This is a genomic window from Pseudomonas sp. MF09156 (assembly GCF_059862305.1).
The window spans coordinates 15,625-36,899 of record NZ_JCBCUR010000002.1 but is presented as its reverse complement, the minus strand read 5'-3'; the positions used below and the strand labels follow the sequence as shown (position 1 = coordinate 36,899).

Below are 21,275 nucleotides of genomic sequence, written 5' to 3'. Positions count from 1 at the left end.
CATAACTCTATAACCTTTAGCCGTAATTGGATTAGCTGATGAACAAATTGATCGTGAGTCTGCTGTTGACCTTGGGCATCACTGGTGTTGCCCATGCTGCAGGTGACGCTACTGCTGGCCAGACAAAGGCCGCTGTATGTGGCGCCTGCCATGGACCGGACGGCAACAGCCCGGCACCCAACTTTCCAAAACTGGCGGGCCAGGGCGAGAAATACCTGACCAAGCAGATGCACGACATCAAGGACGGCAAGCGAACGGTCCTGGAAATGACCGGCATGCTGACCAATCTTAACGATCAGGACCTGGCGGATATCGCGGCGTATTTCGCCAGCCAGGCAGGCAGCGTGGGGGCGGCGGATCCAAAACTGGTCGAGCGTGGTGAAAAGCTGTTCCGTGGCGGCGACCTCGACAAAGGCCTGCCGGCCTGTACCGGCTGCCACTCCCCGGATGGCTCGGGTAACGCCGCAGCAGGTTTCCCGCACCTGGGCGGCCAGCACGCCCAGTACATCGCCAAGCAACTGACCGATTTCCGCAAGGAAGAAGCCGGTCGCGCCAACGATGGCGACGCCATGACCATGCGCACCATCGCGCGCAAATTGAGCGATGAAGACATTGCAGCGGTGGCCAGCTATATCCAGGGCCTGCACAAGTAAGGCGCGCAAGGCCGGGCGTACACCAGTGGTAACGTTAACGCTCGATTAATCCGTCGATGCAAGCATAAAAAGGGTGGCGCGGGCCGCCCTTTTTTGTGGCCGCTACCGTTACACTAACGAACTCATGCCCGTGCAGGCCTGTCATAAAAAAGGTCGCGCGAGGCGACTTTATTTGTCCAGGAGTAAAGCATGCGTAAATTGATCCTCAGCGCCGCTCTCGTCACTGCCAGCCTGTTCGGCATGACCGCCCAAGCCGCCGATGTGCCACTTGAAGCGGGTAAGACCTATGTTGAACTGGCCAATCCTGTACCGGTTTCCGTGCCGGGCAAGATCGAAGTCGTAGAGCTGTTCTGGTATGGCTGCCCGCATTGCTACTCTTTTGAACCGACCATCAACCCTTGGGCCGAAAAGCTGCCTTCGGACGTGAACTTCAAGCGCATCCCGGCCATGTTCGGCGGCCCTTGGGATGCCCACGGCCAGATGTTCCTGACCCTGGAAGCCATGGGTGTGGAGCATAAGGTCCACAATGCCGTGTTCGAAGCTATCCAGAAGGATCGCAAGCCGCTGACCAAGCCTGATCAAATGGCTGACTTCCTCGCCACCCAAGGCGTGGACAAGGACAAGTTCCTCGCAACCTTCAACTCCTTCGCCATCCAGGGCCAGATCAAGCAGGCCAAGGAGCTGGCACAGAAATACGGCGTGCAAGGCGTTCCAACCCTGATCGTCAACGGCAAGTACCGCTTTGACCTCGGCTCCACCGGCGGCCCTGAAGCGACCCTGAACGTTGCCGACCAGCTGATCGCCAAAGAGCGCGCAGCCAAGTAAGGGGCCCGCCATGCGCCGCTGGGGTACAGAACGAGTGGTTGGCCTGCATGATCCGCAGGTCAACGAGCATCATCTCGCGTCCACCGGCCTGCCGGCGGACAGCCGGCTGCGCTTGCTGAGCTTCAATATCCAGGTCGGCATCAGTACCGAGAAGTACCGGCACTACCTGACCCGTGGCTGGCAGCATCTGTTGCCCCACAATGGCCGGGCCGGCAATCTGCAGAAGATTGGCGACCTGCTGGGAGACTTCGACCTGGTGGCCCTGCAGGAGGCCGATGGTGGCAGCCTGCGTTCGGGCTACGTCAACCAGGTCGAACACCTGGCCCAGCTCGGTGCGTTTCCCTACTGGTATCAACAACTCAATCGCAACCTCGGCAAACTCGGCCAGCACAGCAATGGTGTACTCAGCCGCCTTAAGCCCTGGGCGATCGAAGACCATCCACTGCCAGGTCCGAAAGGGCGCGGGGCGATTCTCGTGCGGTTTGGCGAGGGGCCCGAGGCGCTGGTGGTCGTCATGATGCACCTGGCGCTGGGCGCGCGTACCCGCACCATGCAGTTGGCCTACATCCGTGAGCTGATTGGCGATTACAAACACCAGGTGCTGATGGGGGACATGAACACCCACGCCAGTGACCTGTTGGAGAATTCCCCGTTGCGCGACCTCGGGCTGCTGGCGCCCCAGGTCGAAGCCACTTTCCCCAGCTGGCGCCCGCAACGCTGTCTTGATCACATCCTGTTAAGCCCGACCCTGACGCTGGAAAGCGTGCAGGTGCTGGCGCAACCCATTTCCGATCACCTGCCGGTCGCGGTAGAGATTCGTCTGCCGGGTTCGCTCACGGTTGATGCATTACCCGCGTTGAGCCCCGGCCCTCGCGGACCCCTTGCATGAGCGATGAAGCCCAGCGCTGGAAAGAAAAATACCTGTTAAGCATCGAGCAACAAGAAAAGCTCGAACGCCGTTGGGCCGCGCGCCTCGACTTGCTGCGCCGTGGCCTGGTGCGCAGCACCCTGGCCGCCGAGGGCACGGACCGGGCCGTCGACCAGTGCATGAAAGAGATGCGCGATGTGGTGCGCAGCGATGACATGGACGCCGCCCTCGCCGCCCTGCTGCCGCGCCTGGAAAAGGCCGTGCTGGATTCCGAGCAACGCCGTGAAACGCGGGTTGATCAGATCAGCACCGCTATGACCTCCCTGGTCACGCAATTGCAGGCGCTGCCCTTGCCCCGGGAAGTCAGTCGCCCGCTCAAGAGTTTTGCCAAGCAGTTGGACAGCCGCGTCGGCCAGGCGCGGGAAATCCCTCTGCTGCTCAGTGAATTGAGCGGCCTTCAAGGGCAGGCCCTGAGCAACCTCGAGTCGGATGACGAACCGGCTCGCCCGGGTTTGTTGCAACGTCTGTTCGGGGGCAAGGAGGCGGGTACCGAGGTTGCGCCGGTTGAGCCCGCTGCCACGGCCTCCCGGCAAAGCCCTGCTGCTCAGGCAAGCCCGGCCGCCCCGGCGGTTGAGGATGCGCCCGAGCTGGCCCAGGCCCTGCGGGCTTTTGCGCCACAAGCCCAGGCCCCGCAGCCGCAGGTCACTGAGAGCGCACCTGCGCCGGTGCCTGTTGCGCCCAGGGTCGAAGTGGATGAGCTTGTGGCCCCGCAGCCGCAGCCGCAGCCGCAGCCGCAGCCGCAGGTTGCCCGTATAACGCCGGTCGAAATGCCTGCTGCCGTGGTCCAGGCCCCGGAATCTGTCCAGCCTGCCGACGTGAGCGTTGTGCCGCAGCGTGAAAGTACGGTCGCAGCGCCGCAGCTCCTGCCAGAGGCGCCGCAGCCGACGGCAATCGGCAGCCTGTCATTGCCGCCGGTGCTGGATGACGAATCGGCTGAAACCGATTCCGAGGCGTTGTACGCCCTGCCCGACTCGCCCGAGCCTTCCTACAGCTCAGTCGCCAAGCACATCGAAGACACCCTGCTCGGCCTGCTGGGCGACCTCGACCTGCCCGAGCATCACCGGCCCCAGGCCGAAGCCATGCGCGAGCGCCTGGCCCACGGGCTCAATTGGTACGAGTTGCTGCCGATCCTTGATGACCTGGCGGTATTGATGCTGGCCATCACTGATAGCGGCCAGCATGAGTTCGAAGCCTACCTCAAGCGCCTCAACGAGCGACTGGAAGCCTTCCAGGCTAACTTGCAGGCGGCCAGCGACGGGCATGCCGACAGCCGCAGCGCTGCGCGCGAGATGGATACGCAGATCCGTGAACAGATGGACGGCTTGCAAAGCAGCGTCCAGGAAGCGGCCGACCTCGATGACCTCAAGCAAGTGCTGGAAAGCCATCTTGAGGGGCTGTTGGGGGCCATGGACGAGCATCAAAAGCAGCGCGACCAGCGTGAACATGAAGTCGCCGCACGGTTGCAGGGGCTGGCGGAGCGGGTAGCAAGCATGGAGCAGGAGGCCCAGGGCTATCGTGAGCACCTTGAGGTCCAGCGCCAGAAAGCCCTGATCGATCCGCTCACCGGCTTGCCCAACCGTGCCGCCTGGAGCGAGCGCCTGGAGTCCGAGGTCAACATCTGGCATCAGCAGGGCAACAGCCTGTCGCTGGCGATGCTGGACCTCGATCACTTCAAGCGCATCAATGACAGCTACGGCCACCTGGCGGGCGACAAGGTGCTGAAGATCATCGCCAATGTGTTGGGCAAACGCCTGCGGCCGACGGACTTTATCGCGCGGTTTGGCGGTGAGGAGTTTGTCTTGCTGATGCCGGATTCGGCGCTGGGCGATGCGCTGCAACTCGGTGAGCGCCTGCGGGCAGCCATCGAGGCGTGCCCGTTTCACTTCAAGGGCGAGCGCGTGACCATCACCATGTCCATCGGCATGGCGCAGTTCCAGCCCGGCGAGCGCAGCGACCTCACACTCAAGCGCGCAGACGAAGCCTTGTATCGGGCCAAGGCGGCGGGGCGCAATCAGGTACAGGCGGGCTGAAAAGTTGTTCCATTTTGTATAGCGGGCCGCTGACCGGCAAACGGTACGTTACACTGTTGCATTATCGTCTTTAGCGTACCGTCTGTTGCCATGAAATTTCTCGTTGCTGCTCTTCTATCCTTCACACTCGCCGGCTGTGCGAGTGGCCCGCGCCTGGATACCAGCCACCCGTCGGTGAACTTCGATAATCGTATCCAGTTCGTCGTCCTGCACTACACCGCGACCAACCTGCAAGGCTCGCTGGCGCTATTGACCAAAGGCCAAGTCAGCAGCCACTACCTGATTGGCGATGATGCCCGTGCAACCATCTATAAGCTGGTGGACGAAGACAAGCGCTCCTGGCACGCCGGGGAAAGTGAGTGGATGGGCCGTACCTGGCTCAATTCCAGCTCCATTGGTATCGAGATCGTCAATCCTGGCTACCGCGACACACCCACCGGGCGTGTCTGGTATCCGTACTCCGAAGCGCAGGTCCAGTCCCTGGTGACCTTGCTCAAGCACATCAGCCAGCGCAATCGGATCAACCCTAAGTTCATTATCGGCCACAGTGATATCGCTCCCGGGCGCAAACTCGATCCGGGCCCGTTGTTCCCGTGGAAGCGCCTGGCGGATCAAGGCCTGGGGATCTGGCCCGAGGCCCAGGCGGTCGCGCGGTATCAGGCCGAGTACGCCGGGCAGTTGCCGAGCATTACCTGGTTCCAGGAAGAGTTAGCCCGCGTGGGCTATTCCACGCCGCAGACCGGCGAGCTGGATGTGGCGACGCGGCGGGTGCTGGCTGCGTTCCAGATGCGCTTTAGGCCGGCGTTGTTCGACGGTACGCCCGATGCGCAAAGCGCCGCGATCCTGCGGGTATTGAATCACCGCTAAGGTCTTTGATTCAGGCAAGTAAAGGGCTGCGAGCAATACCTGTGGGGACTCGACAGCCCCCACCTTTGATCTTGCACCCCTTGAGTGGTCACCGTGTGTAGTTACAGCGGCAACGCCATATAGAACTGCGTGCCCTGCCCCGGCCGGGAATAGACCCCCATGCGGCCACCGTGCAATTGCACGATCTCCTTGCACAGCGCCAGCCCCAGGCCGGCGCCGCCTTTCTTGCGGCCTACCTGGACAAATGGCTCGAAAATCCTGCCCTGCTGGCCGTAGGCGATGCCTTCGCCATTGTCCTCGACGCTGATGATCAGCCGTTCGCCATGGCGCCGCGCCTGCAGGCGAATCTGCCCGCCCTCGCTGGTGTGGCGCAGGGCATTGCCGAGCAGATTGTCCAGGACCCGCTCCAATTGCGCCTGGTCGGCATGCAACCTGGGCAGTTGCGCCTGCGCCTCTACCAGCAGGTCGATGTGTTGCGCATTCGCCAGCTCGGCAAAACGTGCGCGGGCATGTTCAAGCAGATCGTTGATGTCGCACGGCGCCAGGGTGAGTTTTTGCAGGCCGTTCTGGTAGCGGGAAAAGTTGAGCAGGTCGTTGATCAGTTGCATCAAGCGCTGCATTTCTTCGTTGACCGTGTTCAGCAGGTCGGCTTCGCGGGATTCAGGAGGGAATTTCGCCCGCTCCTGGAACAGGCCGAATGCCATGTGCATGCCGGTGACCGGCGTACGCAGTTCATGGGAGGCACGCAGCACGAATTCGCTACGCACGCGCTCGAAGGCGCGCTGCTCGGTAACGTCATGCAACACCATCACCGCGCCGAGAATATGCCCCTGGTGGTGGCTGACCGGCGTCATGCTGTAGGTCAGCAGGCGCGATTCGCCTTCGACTTCCACTTCCAGGTCGTCGGGTGCGCGCTCCAGGTTGCCGCCGCGCAGCACCAGGTGCAGTTGCTCATCCAGTTCGGGGCGTTGCAGCGCGTCGCCCAGGCCCTGCCCCAGACGGCTCTCGTCCCAGCCCAGTTGGCGCTGGGCGACCGGGTTGAGGTGTTCCAGGTGCCCTTGGCGGTCGATCATCAGCAAGCCGTCGTCGATGCTGTCGAGCACCGCCTGCAAGCGTTGCTGGCCGGCGAGCAATTCGTCGACATTGGTCGCCTGATGCTGGCGCAGCGCTTCGGCCATGATGCCAAAGCGCCGGGTCAGTTGGTTCATTTCCGCCGCCGAAGAAATCGGCAGGGTGACATCAAAGTTGCCTTGGCCGATTTTGTCGGCTGCCTTGGCCAGGGCTTCGATCGGCCCGCCAAAGCGTCGGGCGATGCCGTGGGCGGTGATGAAGCCGATGATCAGCACCGCCAGGCCCACCAGCCCGAGCAGGCCGGCGATCCACAGGGCGCGTTCGCGAGACTGGCTTTCGGTGGCATTGATGTTTTCCAGCGCTCTTTTGTGTTCGCTGATCAGCCCATTGCGCAAGACGTTGAAGCTGGTGGTGAGTTGTTCGTTATTGCGCAGGGGCGGAGGCCTATTTTCATTTTCTTCGAACGCTTCGAGGAATGTCAGGTAATCGGCCTTGGCCTGAGAGAAACCTCCCACCCTGGCGACACTCATTTCGTGGGCGATGCCCTCGTCCAGCAGCTTGAAATACTGTTGCTTGGACGTGTTCAGCGCGACCGGGTCCGGAGTGTCGTTGAGCATCAAAATCAGCTGGTCACCCAGGGTCTGGCGCAGCTTGAGCCCCAGGTCCAGGGTAATGAAGTTGCTGCGGATCAGGGCTTCCTGGGTCTTGGCCATTTGCATGACGCTCACCAGCCCCAGCAGCAACCCGAGCAGCGCCACGGTGATCAGCGCAGAAATGCTCAGGAACAGCCGCGTGCGCAGTTTCATCGCCAGCTTCATAAGGTGCAGCTCACAGGTTGTATTGCTTGCGTTTGCGATACAGGGTCGACGCATCGATGCCCAGGGTCTTGGCCGCCTGGTCCAGGGTGTCGCTGGTGGCCAGGACGGCGCCGATATGGGCCTTTTCCAGTTCATCCAGGCTCAACGCCGCGCCGATACGCGGCGAGTTGTTGGTCGGTTGCTCGGCCATCCCCAGATGGCTGATTTCGACTTTCTCCTGGGCGCAGATGATGCTCGCGCGTTCCACGACGTTGCGTAGCTCACGGATATTGCCCGGCCAACGGTAGTTGAGCAGCGCTTCCCGGGCGTCATCGCTGAAGCCGCGAGCCGGTCGTGCGTACTCTTTGACGAAGCGCGCGAGGAAGCGGTCGGCAAGGGCCAGGATATCTTCGCTGCGTTCGCGCAGGGGCGGCAGGTGCAAGGTGATGACATTCAGGCGATACAACAAGTCCTCGCGAAAGCGTCCGTCGCGCACCATGTCTTCCAGGTTCAGGTTGGTCGCCGCCAGGATGCGCACATCGGCGCGCCGGGTGACTGGGTCACCGACCCGCTCATATTCCTTGTCCTGAATAAAACGCAGCAACTTGGGTTGCAGTGTCAGGGGAAAATCGCCGATCTCGTCAAGAAACAGCGTGCCACCATCCGCTTGGTTGACTCGGCCCAAGGTGCTTTCGCTGGCGCCGGTAAAGGCCCCGCGGCTGTGGCCGAACAGTTCGCTTTCCATCAGTTCGGCGGTCAGGGACGGGCAGTTGATGGTGACGCAGGATTTTTTCGCCCTTTTGCTCCAGCCGTGAATCGCCCGGGCCAACTCACCTTTACCTGTGCCGGATTCGCCGAGGATCAGGATATTGGCATCGGTGCCGGCCACTTGTCGGGCGGTCTCCAGCACCACCATCATCGCCGGGCTATGGGAGTCGAGGCCATCCTTGGGTTGGCGCACCTCGCCTTCCAGTGCTTCCAGGCGCGCCGACAGCTGGCGCACTTCCAGTTGCTTGGCGGTGGCCAGGCGCAGTTGGTCGGGGCTGCATGGTTTTACCAGGTAATCGGCCGCGCCTGCCTGGATCGCATCCACTGCCGTATCGACGGCCGAATGAGCGGTGACGATCACCACACGCATCCACGGTGCCTGGATGCGCATCTGCGCGAGCACGTCCAGGCCATTGTCTTCGCCCAGGCGTAGGTCCAGGAAACACAGGTCGAACACCTGGCGTTGCAACAGGGCATCGGCCTGGGCCGCGCTGTTGGCGGTGGCTACGGTATAGCCTTCATCTTCCAGGCAGTAGCGGAAGGTGCGCAGGATTGCTGACTCGTCGTCCACTAAAAGAATGCGGCCTTGAAGTTCCTTGGCGGATTCCATCTGTCCCGCGCTCCTTAAAATAAGAATGATTGATCTTGGTTAGTCCCGGAATAATCGGGCAAGTTGCATGGTTTATTCTGATTGATTCAAAGCCCTATCGCGCAGCTATCTGAGACCATTCCTACTTATATGCCTGGGTAGCGGGTTTTTAACCCTTGTTGACCCTTCGGCAGTCCTACAGCCCTCTCTGATCCCTTGATCCGACCATTGGCCATCGTGCATTTCGCACGGTGAGGATAGGCGCATCGTGCAGGATGCTGCTGATAAGAAACGCACCTATCTTTTAAGTTGCTGATTTTATTGGTTTTTATTTGGGTTAAAAACTGGCATGCACTCTGCAATACCTCTCCTACAAGCGTGATCAACGAACAAAACAACATGCGGGAGAGATTCAGGATGACTCGCCAAAGCCTCAAGCCATTGCGTGTATCGCCACTGCGCCTTCAACAGGGGCTGTTTGCCAGCCTCGCCTTGATGGTGACCTTGATCGGTGGCCAGCAATTGCAACATTGGCAGCAGAGCCAGCAGTCCGCCCCGCAGTTCGAGCGCGCACCGATGACACAGACCCATTTCCGTTCCGTTGGCAGCACCAGCGCTGACGTGACAGCCCCACGCATGATGGCGGTTGAACAGGACATTGCCCTGTACGACGAACCCGTCCAGGAACGCTGGGTGTTCTAGGCACGAACCTGCCGCCCCGTTGGGTGCGACAGGATGGCTACACAGCAGTCACTTCTATAGACGCAAAAGGAGAATCACCATGTTGAGTTGGGCAATCACATTCCTGATCATTGCCATTGTGGCTGCAGTCCTGGGCTTCGGTGGTATCGCGGGCACCGCTACGGGTATCGCCAAGATTCTCTTTGTCGTCTTCCTGGTGATGTTCATCGCTTCCTTCTTCTTTGGCCGTCGCGGTCGAGGTTGAACATGGCCAACTTGTCTTTCAAAACCCTGGCTGCCGCCCTGCTGTTGGGCGGCAGTGGCTTGGCCATGGCCGCCAATGACGGCCAGGCGCGGGCCAATGAACTGCTCAATGCCGACCCGCAGTATCGGGAAACCTGGCAGGGCGTGGTCAAGAAGGAAGAGCGCCTGCCGGAATGGGTGATCAACCTGTCGGGCACCTCTGAGCAGATGAATGCCGTGACGGAGGACGGTGATGGGTATCTGGTAGGGCCGCTGTGTGAAACGGCTGACACCTGCCTGAATAAACGCCTGATCGTTGCCTTCAGCCTTGATAAGGAAGATGCCTACGCGATGCTGGTCGAAGTCCCAGCCGGGCTTCCGGCGGACAAGTCGCCAACTAGGCATGCGGACTACCGCTTCATCGGCAAGCCTGATGAAGGCATGCAGAAGTTGCTCATGGAGCAACTGAAGAAAGATCCGAATTGGTACTAGGCCCGTCTGCGGGCCTTACCCACATGGAAACCGGCCAACTGCCTGTTTCCGTTTGCACCTGCCTGGCGGCGGTGCATGACCAGGGGGCCGGGTTGCTCTGATCAAAGTGGATCGGCGTGACCTACGGGTACAGGGAGTGCCTGCGCAAGGGCCGGGTCAGGAGAAAAGCTGCGACGCAGGTCCGCAGGCAGTTATGGCCTGACGGACTTGCGACGGGCTTGCTCAGCATCCCGTGGCACTTATGCTGTACTTAGCTGCAAATTTCCTTTCTGCATCATCACAACCGTTTCACGGTGTTGCTACGTGACCATCTATCGAGAAAGTTTGTCTACGGCCAGACCTGTTTCTTGACGGTATGCGTAGGAAATTTCAAGAGTTTTTCCCTCCCCGCAAAAAAACCGAAAATCCCTGGGCAAGCCTGAAATGACCGGTTCACGGCAGGTATGCCTGACAAAATGTCGCATTCGAACTGACCAAACAGACAGATTTATTTGCAAAAACCCATGCCGATTCGGCATAGGGTAGGCGTTTACGGCATTAGACTCTGCCCCCGCGCATCGGAATAGTTGCGCCTTTTTTCGCTTGCCAGTAAGCCATATCGGCCATCTGCGGTGACCTTCTACGGAGGTTGATGCTCACACTTTTTCGCTCCCGGGCGTTCCAGCTGGCGCATCTGCCTGAGTCCACTTGAAACAAGGGTAATGACATGAAGAAGGCAAAACTAAGCCTCGCCTGGCAGATCCTCATCGGTCTGGTGCTAGGGATTGCAATCGGTGCTGTACTCAACCACTTCAGTGCCGAAAAAGCCTGGTGGATCAGCAACGTGTTGCAACCGGCGGGCGATATCTTTATCCGCCTGATCAAGATGATCGTGATCCCGATCGTGATTTCGTCGCTGATTGTCGGAATCGCCGGTGTGGGGGATGCGAAAAAACTCGGTCGGATCGGCGTGAAGACCATCGTTTACTTCGAAGTGGTCACTACCATTGCGATTGTGGTCGGTCTGCTGTTGGCCAACCTGTTCCACCCCGGTGCCGGGATCGACATGAGTACCCTGGGTACCGTGGATATCTCCAAGTACCAGGCGACCGCCGCCGAGGTGCAGCATGAACATGCGTTCATCGAGACCATCCTCAACCTGATCCCATCGAACATCTTTGCCGCCGTGGCCCGTGGCGAGATGCTGCCGATCATCTTCTTCTCCGTGTTGTTCGGCCTGGGCTTGTCGAGCCTCAAGCCAGACCTGCGCGAACCCCTGGTCACCATGTTCCAGGGCGTGTCCGAGAGCATGTTCAAAGTCACCCACATGATCATGAAATACGCCCCTATCGGTGTATTCGCCCTGATCGCCGTGACCGTGGCCAACTTCGGCTTCGCCTCGCTGCTGCCATTGGCCAAGCTGGTAATCCTGGTCTACGTTGCCATCCTGTTCTTCGCCTTTGTGATTCTTGGCCTGATCGCCCGCCTGTTTGGCTTCTCGGTGATCAAGTTGATGCGCATCTTCAAGGATGAGCTGGTACTGGCCTACTCCACCGCCAGCTCCGAGACCGTGCTGCCGCGCGTGATCGAGAAGATGGAAGCCTACGGTGCGCCGAAAGCCATTTGCAGCTTCGTGGTGCCGACCGGTTACTCGTTCAACCTCGACGGTTCGACCCTGTACCAGAGCATCGCGGCGATCTTCATTGCCCAGCTGTATGGCATCGACCTGTCGGTTGGCCAGCAACTGATGCTGGTACTGACCCTGATGGTCACCTCCAAAGGTATCGCCGGCGTGCCGGGCGTGTCCTTCGTGGTGCTGCTGGCCACCCTGGGCAGCGTGGGTATCCCATTGGAAGGCCTGGCGTTCATCGCCGGTGTCGACCGCATCATGGACATGGCGCGTACCGCCCTGAACGTGATCGGCAACGCCCTGGCCGTGCTGGTCATCGCGCGTTGGGAAGGCATGTACGACGATGCCAAGGGCGAGCGCTACTGGAACTCCCTGCCACACTGGCGGACCAAGACCGCGCTGCCGGCTGGCGAGACCAGCTAGGGCTGATCCCTGCTTGATACGCACAAACCCCGGTAAATCCGGGGTTTGTCGTTTCTGTCAGCCCCGCTATCATTCGCCACATATTTAAAGGGGTGTGACTGATGCTCAATGGCCTGTGGCTTGGCTTCTTTGTCGTGGCGATGGTATCGGCGCTGGTGCAATGGCTGGTGGGCGGTAACGCCGGGATCTTTGCGGCGATGGTGGAGAGTATCTTCGCCATGGCCAAGCTGTCTGTGGAAGTGATGGTGCTGCTGTTCGGCACCTTGACCCTGTGGCTGGGCTTTTTGCGCATCGCCGAGAAGGCCGGGATCGTCGAGTGGCTGGCCAAGGCCCTGGGCCCGCTGTTCTTGCGGCTGATGCCGGAAGTACCGGCCGGTCACCCGGCCATCGGCTTGATCACCCTCAACTTTGCCGCCAACGGCCTGGGCCTGGATAACGCGGCGACGCCGATCGGCCTCAAGGCCATGAAGGCGCTGCAAGAGCTCAACCCGCTCCCCAACACCGCGACCAACGCGCAGATCCTGTTCCTGGTGCTCAACGCGTCTTCCCTGACCTTGCTGCCGGTGACGATCTTCATGTACCGCGCCCAGCAAGGCGCGCCCGACCCGACCCTGGTGTTCCTGCCGATCCTGCTGGCCACCAGCGCCTCGACCCTGGTGGGCCTGCTGTCGGTGGCGCTGATGCAGCGCCTGCGCCTGTGGGACCCAGTGGTGCTGGCGTACCTGATCCCCGGTGCGCTGGTGCTGGGCGGCTTCATGGCCTTGCTGGCGACGATGTCGGCCACGGCCCTGGCGGGCTTGTCTTCGATCCTCGGCAACCTCACGTTGTTTGGCCTGATCATGCTGTTTTTGCTGATCGGTGCGCTGCGCAAGGTCAAGGTCTATGAAGCGTTTGTCGAAGGCGCCAAAGAGGGCTTTGACGTCGCGAAGAACCTGCTGCCGTACCTGGTGGCGATGCTGTGTGCGGTTGGCGTACTGCGCGCTTCCGGGGCGCTGGAGTTTGGCCTCGAAGGGATTCGCCATCTGGTGGCCTGGACCGGCCTGGACACGCGTTTTGTCGATGCCTTGCCCACGGCGATGGTCAAGCCCTTCTCCGGCAGCGCGGCGCGGGCGATGCTGATCGAGACCATGCAGACCCAGGGCGTGGACAGCTTCCCGGCGCTGGTGGCGGCGACGATCCAGGGCAGTACCGAGACCACCTTCTACGTGCTGGCGGTGTACTTTGGCTCGGTGGGTATCCAGCGGGCGCGGCATGCGGTGGGGTGTGCGCTGCTGGCGGAATTGGCCGGTGTGGTGGCGGCGATTGCGGTTTGCTACTGGTTCTTTGGCTGAGCTTAGATCGCTATCGCAGGCAAGCCAGCTCCCACATTTTGATGTGTGAACACCGTCAAATGTGGGAGCTGGCTTGCCTGCGATGAGGCCCTCAGCGTTTAGGTGCTGAGTTGCCCTGCTGCACCACCCAATCCACCACCTGCTTGTTCAACTGATCCCCCGCCAACCCAAACCCGGCCACTACCGCCGGCACCTGGGTATCACTCACCGGCTGGCGCACTTCAAAGCGCTTGGCCGCTACGATTCGCTGGTCGCTGCCGCGCACCAATCGCGCATCCAGCCGGATCACCACCTCCACCGCCGCGCCCCGGTACTCGCTCTGGAAGGCCTGCAACTGCCCGCCCAGCTCGAAATCCGCCTGCAGGTTGGTGTCATCGGTGCTCAGGAACGCCACCCGGCCATCACGCTGGAAACCGTCCAGCAGACGGTTGCGCAGCAGCACCGGCGCCGGATCGCTCCAGCGCGACTGGGCGTAGCTGCTGATCAAGTCGCCCTGGGGCACCACGGCAATGCGCGGGCTGTCGAGGAATTCACTGGCCTGCGGCTTGGCCAGGCGCAATGACCAGGTGCCCGCGCTGCCATGGGCAGGTGCTGGCGCCTGGGCCGCCGGCAGCCGGTAGACATTGGACGGATCGGCCTTGGGCAGGATCGAGCAGGCGCTGACCAGGGCCAGGGCTACCGGGAGGATCATTTGGTAAGCACGCTTCATGGCGTGAACTCCTTGTTCTTGTCACTGCCCAGCAGATACCCGCTGGGGTTGGCTTCCAGGCGACGGGTGATGGCGCGCAGGGAGCCGAGGGTATCGCGCAGCTCGCGCACGGCGGGCGCCAGTTCGTTGAGGCCCTGCATGCCGCTGTTCAGGGAGTCCTTGTTGCTGTCCAACAAACTGTTGATGGTGGCGGTGCTTTGCTCCAGGGAGCGCATGGCCCCTTCGGCGCTGCCGAACATCTGTTTGCCCTGGTCGTTGAGCAGCCCGTTGGCGTTGCGCATCAGCGCGGTGGTCTGCTCCAGGGCGCCGCCGGCCTGTTTGCTGACCTGGGCCAATTGCTGCATCACCACCTTGATATCGCCCCGTTGCTCGGCGATGGCCCCGGTGGTCTGCTCCAGGTGCGCCAGGGTGCCGCTCAGGCGGTCGACGTTAGCGGGCGAGAACATGCGGTTGGCGTTATGCAGCAACAGGTTGATGCTGGTCATCAGGTCGTTGCTGTTGTTCAGCAGCCGGGCAATGGGCGATGGCGAGGCGATGATCTGCGGCAGCTCGCCGTTCTTGCCCTTGAGCTCGGCGCTTTGTGGGGTGCCGCCGCTGAGCTGGATGATCGAGGTGCCGGTGATGCCGGTCAGCGCCAGCTTGGCCTGGGTGTCTTCCTTGATCGGTGTCTGCCCGGCCAGGCGGATGCGCGCCAGTACGCGGCGCGGGTCCTTGGGATCCAGGCGCAGGCTGGTGACATCACCGACCTTGATCCCGCTGTACTGCACCGCGCTGCCCTGGGACAGGCCGCTGACCGCTTCGTTGAAGATCACTTCGTAATCCTGGAACGCGCTGTCGACGCTGGACTTGGCCAGCCACAGGCCGAAGAGCATGGCGCCGACCACGACTATCACGCTGAACAGACCGATCATCACATGATGGGCTCGGGTTTCCATGTCATACCTCGTTGAGCTGTTGAGCGGCATCCAATGCCGCGCGGCCCCGGGGGCCATGAAAGTATTCGTGAATCCAGGCGTCGTTCGTTTGCGAAACAACATCTATGGCTCCGGCCACCAATACCTTTTTCTGCGCCAGCACCGCCACACGGTCGGTGATGGTGTAGAGCGTGTCCAGGTCATGGGTGATCAGCAGTACACTCAGGCCCAAGGCATCGCGCAGGGTCAGGATCAGTTGGTCGAATGCCGCTGCACCGATGGGGTCGAGGCCGGCGGTGGGTTCATCGAGAAACAGAATGTCCGGGTCCAGGGCCAGGGCGCGGGCCAGGGCCGCACGCTTGATCATCCCGCCGGAGAGCGACGACGGGTATTTGTCGGCCGCCGACAACGGCAGCCCGGCCAGGGCCAGCTTCACCGCCGCCAGGTGCTCGGCATCGGCGCGGCTGAGGCCGGCGTGTTCGATCAATGGCAGGGCGACGTTCTCCGTGACCGTCAGCGAGGAAAACAGCGCGCCCTTCTGGAACAGCACGCCGAAACGTCGTTCCACCAGGGAGCGCTCCTGCTCCGACAGGCTCGGCAGGTTCTGCCCGAACACCCGCACCTGCCCTTCGCTGGGCTGACGCAGGCCGATGATGCTGCGCAGCAGCACCGACTTGCCGCTGCCCGAGCCGCCGACCACGGCGAGGATCTCGCCTTTGTACAGGTCCAGGTCGAGGTTTTCATGCACGCTCTGCGGGCCAAAGCGGTTGCACAGGCCACGGACTTCGATCACCGCCTCGCTGGGCGCTCGCTGTAAACGGCTCACCAGCCCATCTCCATAAAGAACAGTGCGGCGACTGCGTCGAGCACGATCACCACGAAAATCGACTGCACCACCGCAGAGGTGGTGTGGGCGCCGACCGACTCGGCGCTGCCGCTGACCTTGAAGCCTTCCAGGCAGCCAATGGCGGCGATCAGGAAGGCAAAGAACGGCGCTTTGACCAGGCCCACCAGCAAATGCTGGACGCCAATGTCCGATTGCAACAGCGAGAGGAACATCGCCGGCGAGATATCCAGGGCCACGGCGCACACTACGCCGCCGCCGATAATCCCCGAAATCATGGCGAGAAAGGTCAGCATCGGCAGCGCTACCAGCAGCGCGAGGACGCGCGGCAGTACCAGCAACTCCATGGGGTCGAGGCCCATGGTGCGGATGGCGTCGATTTCTTCGTTGGCCTTCATCGAGCCGATCTGTGCGGTGAAGGCGCTGGCGGTGCGGCCGGCCATCAGGATCGCGGTGAGTAGGACACCGAACTCCCGCAGGAAGGAAAACGCCACGAGGTCGACGGTAAAAATACTCGCGCCGAAACTTTCCAGCACCGTGGCGCCGAGAAACGCGACCACGGCGCCCACCAAAAAGGTCAGCAAGGCGACGATGGGTGCGGCATCGAGCCCGGTCTGTTCGATATGCGCCACCATCGGCGTCAGGCGCCAGCGCTTGGGCCGGAACACGCCGCGGGCAAAGGTTGCGAGGATCAGGCCGATAAAGCCCAGCAGGGTCATGGCGTCTTGCCAGACCGTATCCACCGCGCGGCCGATGCGGGCCAACAGCTGGATGCCGGCGCTTTCCTGCGGCTCCTTGACCGGCACACAGAAGTCATTCAGGGAGCGGTAGACGGTCTTGAGCAGTGCGCGGTCGGCGGCGGGCAGACGGCAGTCGGTTTGTTCGGCGGAGTGTTCGATGCGCTCCGGGCCCAGCAGCTCTACCAGCAGCGAGGCGCCGGCGGTGTCGAGCGCACCCAGGCCGTTGAGGTCGACGCGGGTGCTGGCGTCGTACTGGCCGTCGAGGCTTGTCGACAACTTCTTCAGGGCGCTGTAATGGGCCAGCGTCCAGTCCCCGGTGACCCGCAGTTGGGGCGGCTGGGTGGATGCGTCCAGGTGGGCATTGCCTGCCGTTGTGCTACTGGTCATAAGCTCCGAGCTTGTTTGGCTATTCCACAATTGCTATGTAATAGCACGATCCGTCCTACTTTGGCGTGTCCGTTTGCGCTGTGTCAGTGACTTTAAAGCGCAACACGCCGATCACCTGGCCGTCTTCGGTCAGCACCCGTACTTGCCAGCGGCCCACGGCATTCGCCGGGAAGTTCTGCTTGTGGGTCCAGGCCCGGTAGCCTTCCTTGCGCCCGCCGTGGATATCCAGGGCGATGCGGTCGACTTCTTTGCCGTTGAACTGCCATACATGGTAGATGCGCTCGTCCAGCCCGCGCGGTGCGTTGATGGCGGTGTAGGCGTACAGGCCGCTGCTGCGCAGTTGGCTGGCGCTGACTTCCTTGAGGTCATCGCCGGGGGTGCGGTCCTGCAATTGGGTACTGATCGCCACTTCGGTCATCCACAGCGTGGCCGGCGGTACCCAACTGCGTAGGAACCAGCCTGCGCAACCAATCGCCGCCGTCACGCCCAGCAGCATCAGCCAACCCTTCACGCTGCGCAGCGGCAGGCTCACGGCCAAGCTGGGGATCGACAGGGCCATCGCCACCCCCAGCGCCAGTTTGTAACTCTCGGCGGTGGTCAGGTGCAGGATGATCGGCAGCGCGGTGAGCAAGGCGGCAAACAGGGTCAGGGTGTGCAGCGCCAGAAACAGCGAGCGCTTGGGCGCCAGCCATTTGTAGTACAGCGGGTCGGTGATCGAGACGAGCGCGGCGGCGCCCAGCAAACCGGTGAAAATCGCCTGGCTGCTGTTCCAGGTGGTGGTGACGAAAAAGAACGGCAGGACAAAGAACAGGCTTTCCTGGTGGATCATCTGTGTGGCGTAGCGCAGCAGCGGTTCGGGGATTTCCCGCTTGAAGACCTTGCTGAACAGCTGGGTGAAGCTGTTTTCGAGCATCAGCCACAGCCAGCTCACCAGCATGATGATTGCGATCCAGCTGGCCATGCCTTGCTGGCGGTCCACCAGGATAAAGCTGCCCACCCCCGAGATAAAACCGCCGAGTGCGATCACCCCTGGGTAGCGCTTCATCAGTTCGAGGATGCGCTGTATGAAATGGGTCAGGTATGGCATTCGGCGGTTCGCAGTCTTTGTAGGAAAAAATCCCAGACAGAATAACGTCTTAGCCCGTTGATAGGCGTGTCATTACACAATTGCTTTGCGATAACGGCGCAGCCCGATCAGCCCAATGGCGATCAGCCCCAGCATGCCTGCGGCGCCCCAGCCCAGGGCGTCGTAACTGAGCAGCGGCTTTTCAATGCGCCAGTAGCCTTGTTGGTTGAACAGCTGGCGCATGGCCTGGTTGGTTTGCGCCAGGCTCACGGCCTTGATGCGCTTGGCCGGGTCGCTGAAGCGCCCGTCGGCGTAGTCGGCCAAGGCGCTCCAATAGTAGTCGGCCAGCGCGCTATTGCCTTGCACGGCCCAGGCCTGGCGGTCGATGGCGGCTTGTTGCAGGCGGCGAAAGGTGGCCGGGTCGAGGCCATCCTCAAGCAGCCTGGCCTTGAGGTTCTCTAGGACGTGTTTGGCCTCGGGCAGGCTCTCGCGGTCGAGGTCGGCATTCAGGCTCATGAAACCCACGCCGCCCAGCACTTCGCGCTCGCTCCAGGGGCCGTAGGACAGGCCATGTTGCAGGCGCAACTGGCGATACAACGCCCAATCCAGGTAATCCTTGAGCAGGTCGTAGGTGGCATCGTGCTGGTCGTCCAGCATCGGCTCGGGGAACAGCCAGTGCAGCTTGGCGCCATCGCCGACCCAGCCCCGGATCAGGTCACGATGGATCGCTGCGGCGCCAAGGGTTTGCGGCAAGGCCCGGTGTTCGCTGGGGTCCACCGGTTCGAGCTGGCCATAGGTGCGTTCCAGGTAGGCCGGTAGCAGTTTATCGAGGTCGCCGACGATGATCAGGGTCATGTTGTTGGGGGCGTACCAGTCCTGGCGTACCTTTTCCAACTGGGCGCGGGTCAGGTGCTCGACCTCGGCGCGCTCGGCGCATTTGAGGCCCAGCTCCACCGCCAGTTGATTGCTGGCGTTGTGCCCCAAATCCTGGCGATCCAGCAGGCGTTGCAGGTGCGAATAGTGGCCACCGTCTTCGCGCTCGACCACTTGCTTGGCGGCGTTGATCGCCGCGTCGCTCAGTTCGGTACGGGTCAGGATCGCCTTCAGCAGGTCCAGCACCTTGCGCTGGTTACGTGCCGGGGCCTCGATGACGAAGGTGGTGTCGGCATTGCTGGTGTAGGCGTTCCACTCCCCGCCCAGGGCCTGCATCTGTTCTTCCAGCACACCTTCGCCGCCGCCATCGATGCCGCTGAACAGCAGGTGTTCGAGCAGGTGCGGCAGTTCCTTGTCGGCGCAGCTGAAGTCGTCCAGGCCTACGCCGACCACCAGGCGGATCGCCACGTGCCCGCGCTCGGTGCCCGGCTTGAGCAGCAATTGCAGGCCGTTGGGCAGCATATAGCCTTCGACCTGCAAGCGATCAAAGGCAAAGGCGTGGGCCGAGCCTATGAGCAGGCAGGCGAATAACAGGCGACGCATAACGGGGTTCCTGGCGGGTGATGACTTTGTGAGCAGCCAGTGTGTCAGGCACGTATTCGTCTGCTGACACACCGCTATCGCGGGCAAGCCCGCTCCCACATTGGTTGGGCGGTGTTTTTAACTGACTCCCCGGGCGTGCGGTTCGTTCAGGGCGAATGGGTGATGTCGGCAATATTGTCCGTGGCCAGCGCGCCGGTCTCGGAGGTTTCCAACACTACATAAGCACTGCTGCAAAACAACGAGTTCAGGCGTTTCATGTCGGCAATCAGCTCCAGGTGCAGGGAACTGGTCTCGATGCTCTGCACGATCTTGCGTTGCAGGCGGCTGACATGGGCGTGGGCCAGGCGCCGTTCCTGGGCGCGGAAGCGGCGCTTCTCGCGCAGCAATTGGCGGGCGCTTTCCGGGTCGGCGCTGAGGAACACCGACAGGCCCAGGCGCAGGTTGGCGATCAACTGGCTGTGCAGGCCGGCCAGTTCTTCCAGCCCGACTTCGGAAAACGAGCGGCGCTGGGAGGTTTTCTGCTGCTGGACCTTGCGCAGCATGCGCTCGATCAAGTCGCCGGCCAGCTTCAGGTTGATCGACAGCTCGATGATCTCGGCCCAGCGCCGGCTGTCGTGCTCACTCAGGTCTTCCCGGGGCATTTGCGCCAGGTACAGTTTGATCGCGCTGTAGAGCGCTTCGACATCATCGCTGAGGCTGCGCATTTCCTGGGTGATGGCGGTTTGTTTGCCGCGCAGCACTTCCAGCATGGCGGTCAGCATGTTGTCGATCAGGTCGCCCAGGCGCAGGGTCTCCCGCGCCGCGTTGGCCAGGGCCAGGCTTGGGGTGGTCAGCGCCGTGGGGTCAAGATGGCGGGGTTTGGCCAGGCCATTGGCCTCCGGGCGCTCCGGCAGCAGCCAGGCACACAGGCGCGCCATGGGGCCGATGGTGGGCAGCAGGATCAGGCAGCGGGTGACGTTGTAGAGCAGGTGAAAGGTGATGACCATGCCCTGGGCGCTGTAGTCCAGGGTGTCCATCCACAGCACCAGCGGGTCAAGGACGGGGATGATCAGCAGCAGGCCAATCAGCTTGTACAGCAGGCTGCCCAGGGCCACCTGGCGCCCGGCGGCGTTTTGCATGCTGGTGCTGAGGAAGGCCAGTACGCCGCTGCCGATATTGGCGCCGATCACCAGGCCAATGGCCACATGCAGGCCAATCACCCCAGCGCCGGCCAGGGTTGCGGTCAGCAGCACGGCGGCCAGGCTGGAGTAGGAAATCATCGCAAACAACGCGCCCACCAGGGCATCGAGCAGGATGTCGCCGGTCAGCGAGGCGAACAGCACCTTGACGCCCTGGGCATGGGTAATCGGCCCGGCGGCTTCGACGATCAGTTGCAGGGCGAGAATGATCAGGCCCAGGCCGATCCCCACCCGGCCCATCTGCCCGGCGCGCGTCTGTTTGCGCGACAGGAAGAAGATCACCCCGAGAAAGATCAACAGCGGCGACAGCCATGACAGATCCAGGGTCAGCACCCGCGCCATCAGCGCCGTACCGACGTCGGCGCCGAGCATGGTCGCCAGGGCGGGCGTTAGGCCCATCAGGCCCTGGCCGACAAACGAGGTCACCAGCATCGCCGTGGCGTTGCTGCTCTGCACCATGGCAGTCACCAGGATCCCGGCAATGAACGCGAGCCAGCGCCTGGCCATGTTCTGCCCGATGACCTGGCGCAGGTTGGAACCGTAGACCCGCAGGATGCCGGTACGGACGATATGCGTGCCCCAGATCAACAGGGTCACCGCAGAAAGAAGATTGAGCAGGGTCAGCATGCTCGGCCCCCTGTATTGAGTCGTGCT

At 61.9% G+C, this 21,275-nt stretch carries 19 protein-coding genes; 10 read left to right on the top strand and 9 right to left on the bottom strand.

The window, feature by feature from the left end; translation table 11 throughout:
• The first annotated feature begins 38 nt into the window (after window positions 1-38).
• The 5 genes from AC19YY_RS05880 (at window position 39) to AC19YY_RS05860 (ending at window position 5,303) form a co-directional block, all read left to right on the top strand.
• On the top strand, window positions 39-653 hold the full coding sequence (locus AC19YY_RS05880; protein WP_169954121.1) for a c-type cytochrome: 615 nt from the start codon (window positions 39-41) through the stop codon (window positions 651-653).
• Window positions 654-842: 189 nt separating this feature from the next.
• A complete protein-coding gene (dsbA, locus tag AC19YY_RS05875) occupies window positions 843-1,478 on the top strand; it encodes a thiol:disulfide interchange protein DsbA (protein ID WP_170041976.1) in 636 nt (211 codons plus the stop codon).
• Window positions 1,479-1,488: 10 nt separating this feature from the next.
• Window positions 1,489-2,367 (top strand): endonuclease/exonuclease/phosphatase family protein, encoded by an 879-nt coding sequence (locus AC19YY_RS05870; protein WP_169954123.1) that lies wholly within the window; start codon window positions 1,489-1,491, stop codon window positions 2,365-2,367.
• Window positions 2,364-4,436 carry a GGDEF domain-containing protein gene (locus AC19YY_RS05865; protein WP_500603953.1) on the top strand — a complete coding sequence of 691 codons (2,073 nt, stop codon included), beginning with the start codon at window positions 2,364-2,366 and terminating at the stop codon, window positions 4,434-4,436. The genes AC19YY_RS05870 and AC19YY_RS05865 overlap by 4 nt, the downstream gene beginning before the upstream one ends.
• Before the next feature lie 90 nt (window positions 4,437-4,526).
• Window positions 4,527-5,303 carry an N-acetylmuramoyl-L-alanine amidase gene (locus tag AC19YY_RS05860; RefSeq protein ID WP_500603952.1) on the top strand — a complete coding sequence of 259 codons (777 nt, stop codon included), beginning with the start codon at window positions 4,527-4,529 and terminating at the stop codon, window positions 5,301-5,303.
• Window positions 5,304-5,404: 101 nt separating this feature from the next.
• Here the strand turns inward: AC19YY_RS05860 and AC19YY_RS05855 are convergent, their stop codons facing one another.
• Both AC19YY_RS05855 and algB read right to left on the bottom strand, forming a co-directional pair.
• Window positions 5,405-7,192, bottom strand: a complete 1,788-nt coding sequence (locus AC19YY_RS05855; RefSeq protein ID WP_170041972.1) for a KinB sensor domain-containing domain — start codon at window positions 7,190-7,192, stop codon at window positions 5,405-5,407.
• Between the two features lie 10 nt (window positions 7,193-7,202).
• Window positions 7,203-8,549 carry a sigma-54-dependent response regulator transcription factor AlgB gene (algB, locus tag AC19YY_RS05850; RefSeq protein WP_169954127.1) on the bottom strand — a complete coding sequence of 449 codons (1,347 nt, stop codon included), beginning with the start codon at window positions 8,547-8,549 and terminating at the stop codon, window positions 7,203-7,205.
• 396 nt (window positions 8,550-8,945) lie between these two features.
• On the opposite strand from algB, the gene AC19YY_RS05845 reads away from it, so the two are divergent.
• The 5 genes from AC19YY_RS05845 (at window position 8,946) to AC19YY_RS05825 (ending at window position 13,307) form a co-directional block, all read left to right on the top strand.
• A complete protein-coding gene (locus tag AC19YY_RS05845) occupies window positions 8,946-9,230 on the top strand; it encodes a hypothetical protein (protein ID WP_169954128.1) in 285 nt (94 codons plus the stop codon).
• Window positions 9,231-9,309: 79 nt separating this feature from the next.
• Window positions 9,310-9,474: a DUF1328 domain-containing protein gene (locus AC19YY_RS05840; RefSeq protein ID WP_003170804.1), complete on the top strand. Its 165-nt coding sequence runs from the start codon at window positions 9,310-9,312 to the stop codon at window positions 9,472-9,474.
• A gap of 2 nt (window positions 9,475-9,476) precedes the next feature.
• Window positions 9,477-9,944, top strand: coding sequence for an inhibitor of vertebrate lysozyme family protein (locus AC19YY_RS05835; RefSeq protein ID WP_169954129.1), 468 nt, complete (start codon window positions 9,477-9,479; stop codon window positions 9,942-9,944).
• A 706-nt stretch (window positions 9,945-10,650) separates the two neighbouring features.
• The gene (gene gltP, locus AC19YY_RS05830; RefSeq protein ID WP_500603951.1) at window positions 10,651-11,976 is read left to right on the top strand and encodes a glutamate/aspartate:proton symporter GltP; all 1,326 of its coding nucleotides are present in this window, start codon (window positions 10,651-10,653) and stop codon (window positions 11,974-11,976) included.
• A 101-nt stretch (window positions 11,977-12,077) separates the two neighbouring features.
• Window positions 12,078-13,307 (top strand): nucleoside recognition domain-containing protein, encoded by a 1,230-nt coding sequence (locus AC19YY_RS05825; protein ID WP_169954130.1) that lies wholly within the window; start codon window positions 12,078-12,080, stop codon window positions 13,305-13,307.
• A gap of 91 nt (window positions 13,308-13,398) precedes the next feature.
• Here AC19YY_RS05825 and AC19YY_RS05820 read toward each other — a convergent pair whose 3' ends face one another.
• From AC19YY_RS05820 to AC19YY_RS05790, 7 genes are all read right to left on the bottom strand, one after another.
• Window positions 13,399-14,016: an ABC-type transport auxiliary lipoprotein family protein gene (locus tag AC19YY_RS05820; RefSeq protein ID WP_170041970.1), complete on the bottom strand. Its 618-nt coding sequence runs from the start codon at window positions 14,014-14,016 to the stop codon at window positions 13,399-13,401.
• The gene (locus AC19YY_RS05815; protein WP_170041969.1) at window positions 14,013-14,951 is read right to left on the bottom strand and encodes an MlaD family protein; all 939 of its coding nucleotides are present in this window, start codon (window positions 14,949-14,951) and stop codon (window positions 14,013-14,015) included. Before AC19YY_RS05815 ends, AC19YY_RS05820 begins: the two co-directional genes overlap by 4 nt.
• Window position 14,952: 1 nt before the next feature.
• Window positions 14,953-15,756, bottom strand: coding sequence for an ATP-binding cassette domain-containing protein (locus AC19YY_RS05810; protein ID WP_169954133.1), 804 nt, complete (start codon window positions 15,754-15,756; stop codon window positions 14,953-14,955).
• Window positions 15,753-16,901: an ABC transporter permease gene (locus AC19YY_RS05805; RefSeq protein WP_169954134.1), complete on the bottom strand. Its 1,149-nt coding sequence runs from the start codon at window positions 16,899-16,901 to the stop codon at window positions 15,753-15,755. The genes AC19YY_RS05810 and AC19YY_RS05805 overlap by 4 nt, the downstream gene beginning before the upstream one ends.
• A gap of 55 nt (window positions 16,902-16,956) precedes the next feature.
• Complete coding sequence (locus tag AC19YY_RS05800; protein ID WP_169954135.1) at window positions 16,957-17,988, bottom strand: DUF5924 family protein; 1,032 nt, start codon at window positions 17,986-17,988, stop codon at window positions 16,957-16,959.
• 72 nt (window positions 17,989-18,060) lie between these two features.
• Window positions 18,061-19,443 carry a M16 family metallopeptidase gene (locus AC19YY_RS05795; protein ID WP_500603950.1) on the bottom strand — a complete coding sequence of 461 codons (1,383 nt, stop codon included), beginning with the start codon at window positions 19,441-19,443 and terminating at the stop codon, window positions 18,061-18,063.
• 146 nt (window positions 19,444-19,589) lie between these two features.
• Window positions 19,590-21,248: a Na/Pi cotransporter family protein gene (locus AC19YY_RS05790; RefSeq protein ID WP_169954137.1), complete on the bottom strand. Its 1,659-nt coding sequence runs from the start codon at window positions 21,246-21,248 to the stop codon at window positions 19,590-19,592.
• Window positions 21,249-21,275 lie beyond the last annotated feature (27 nt).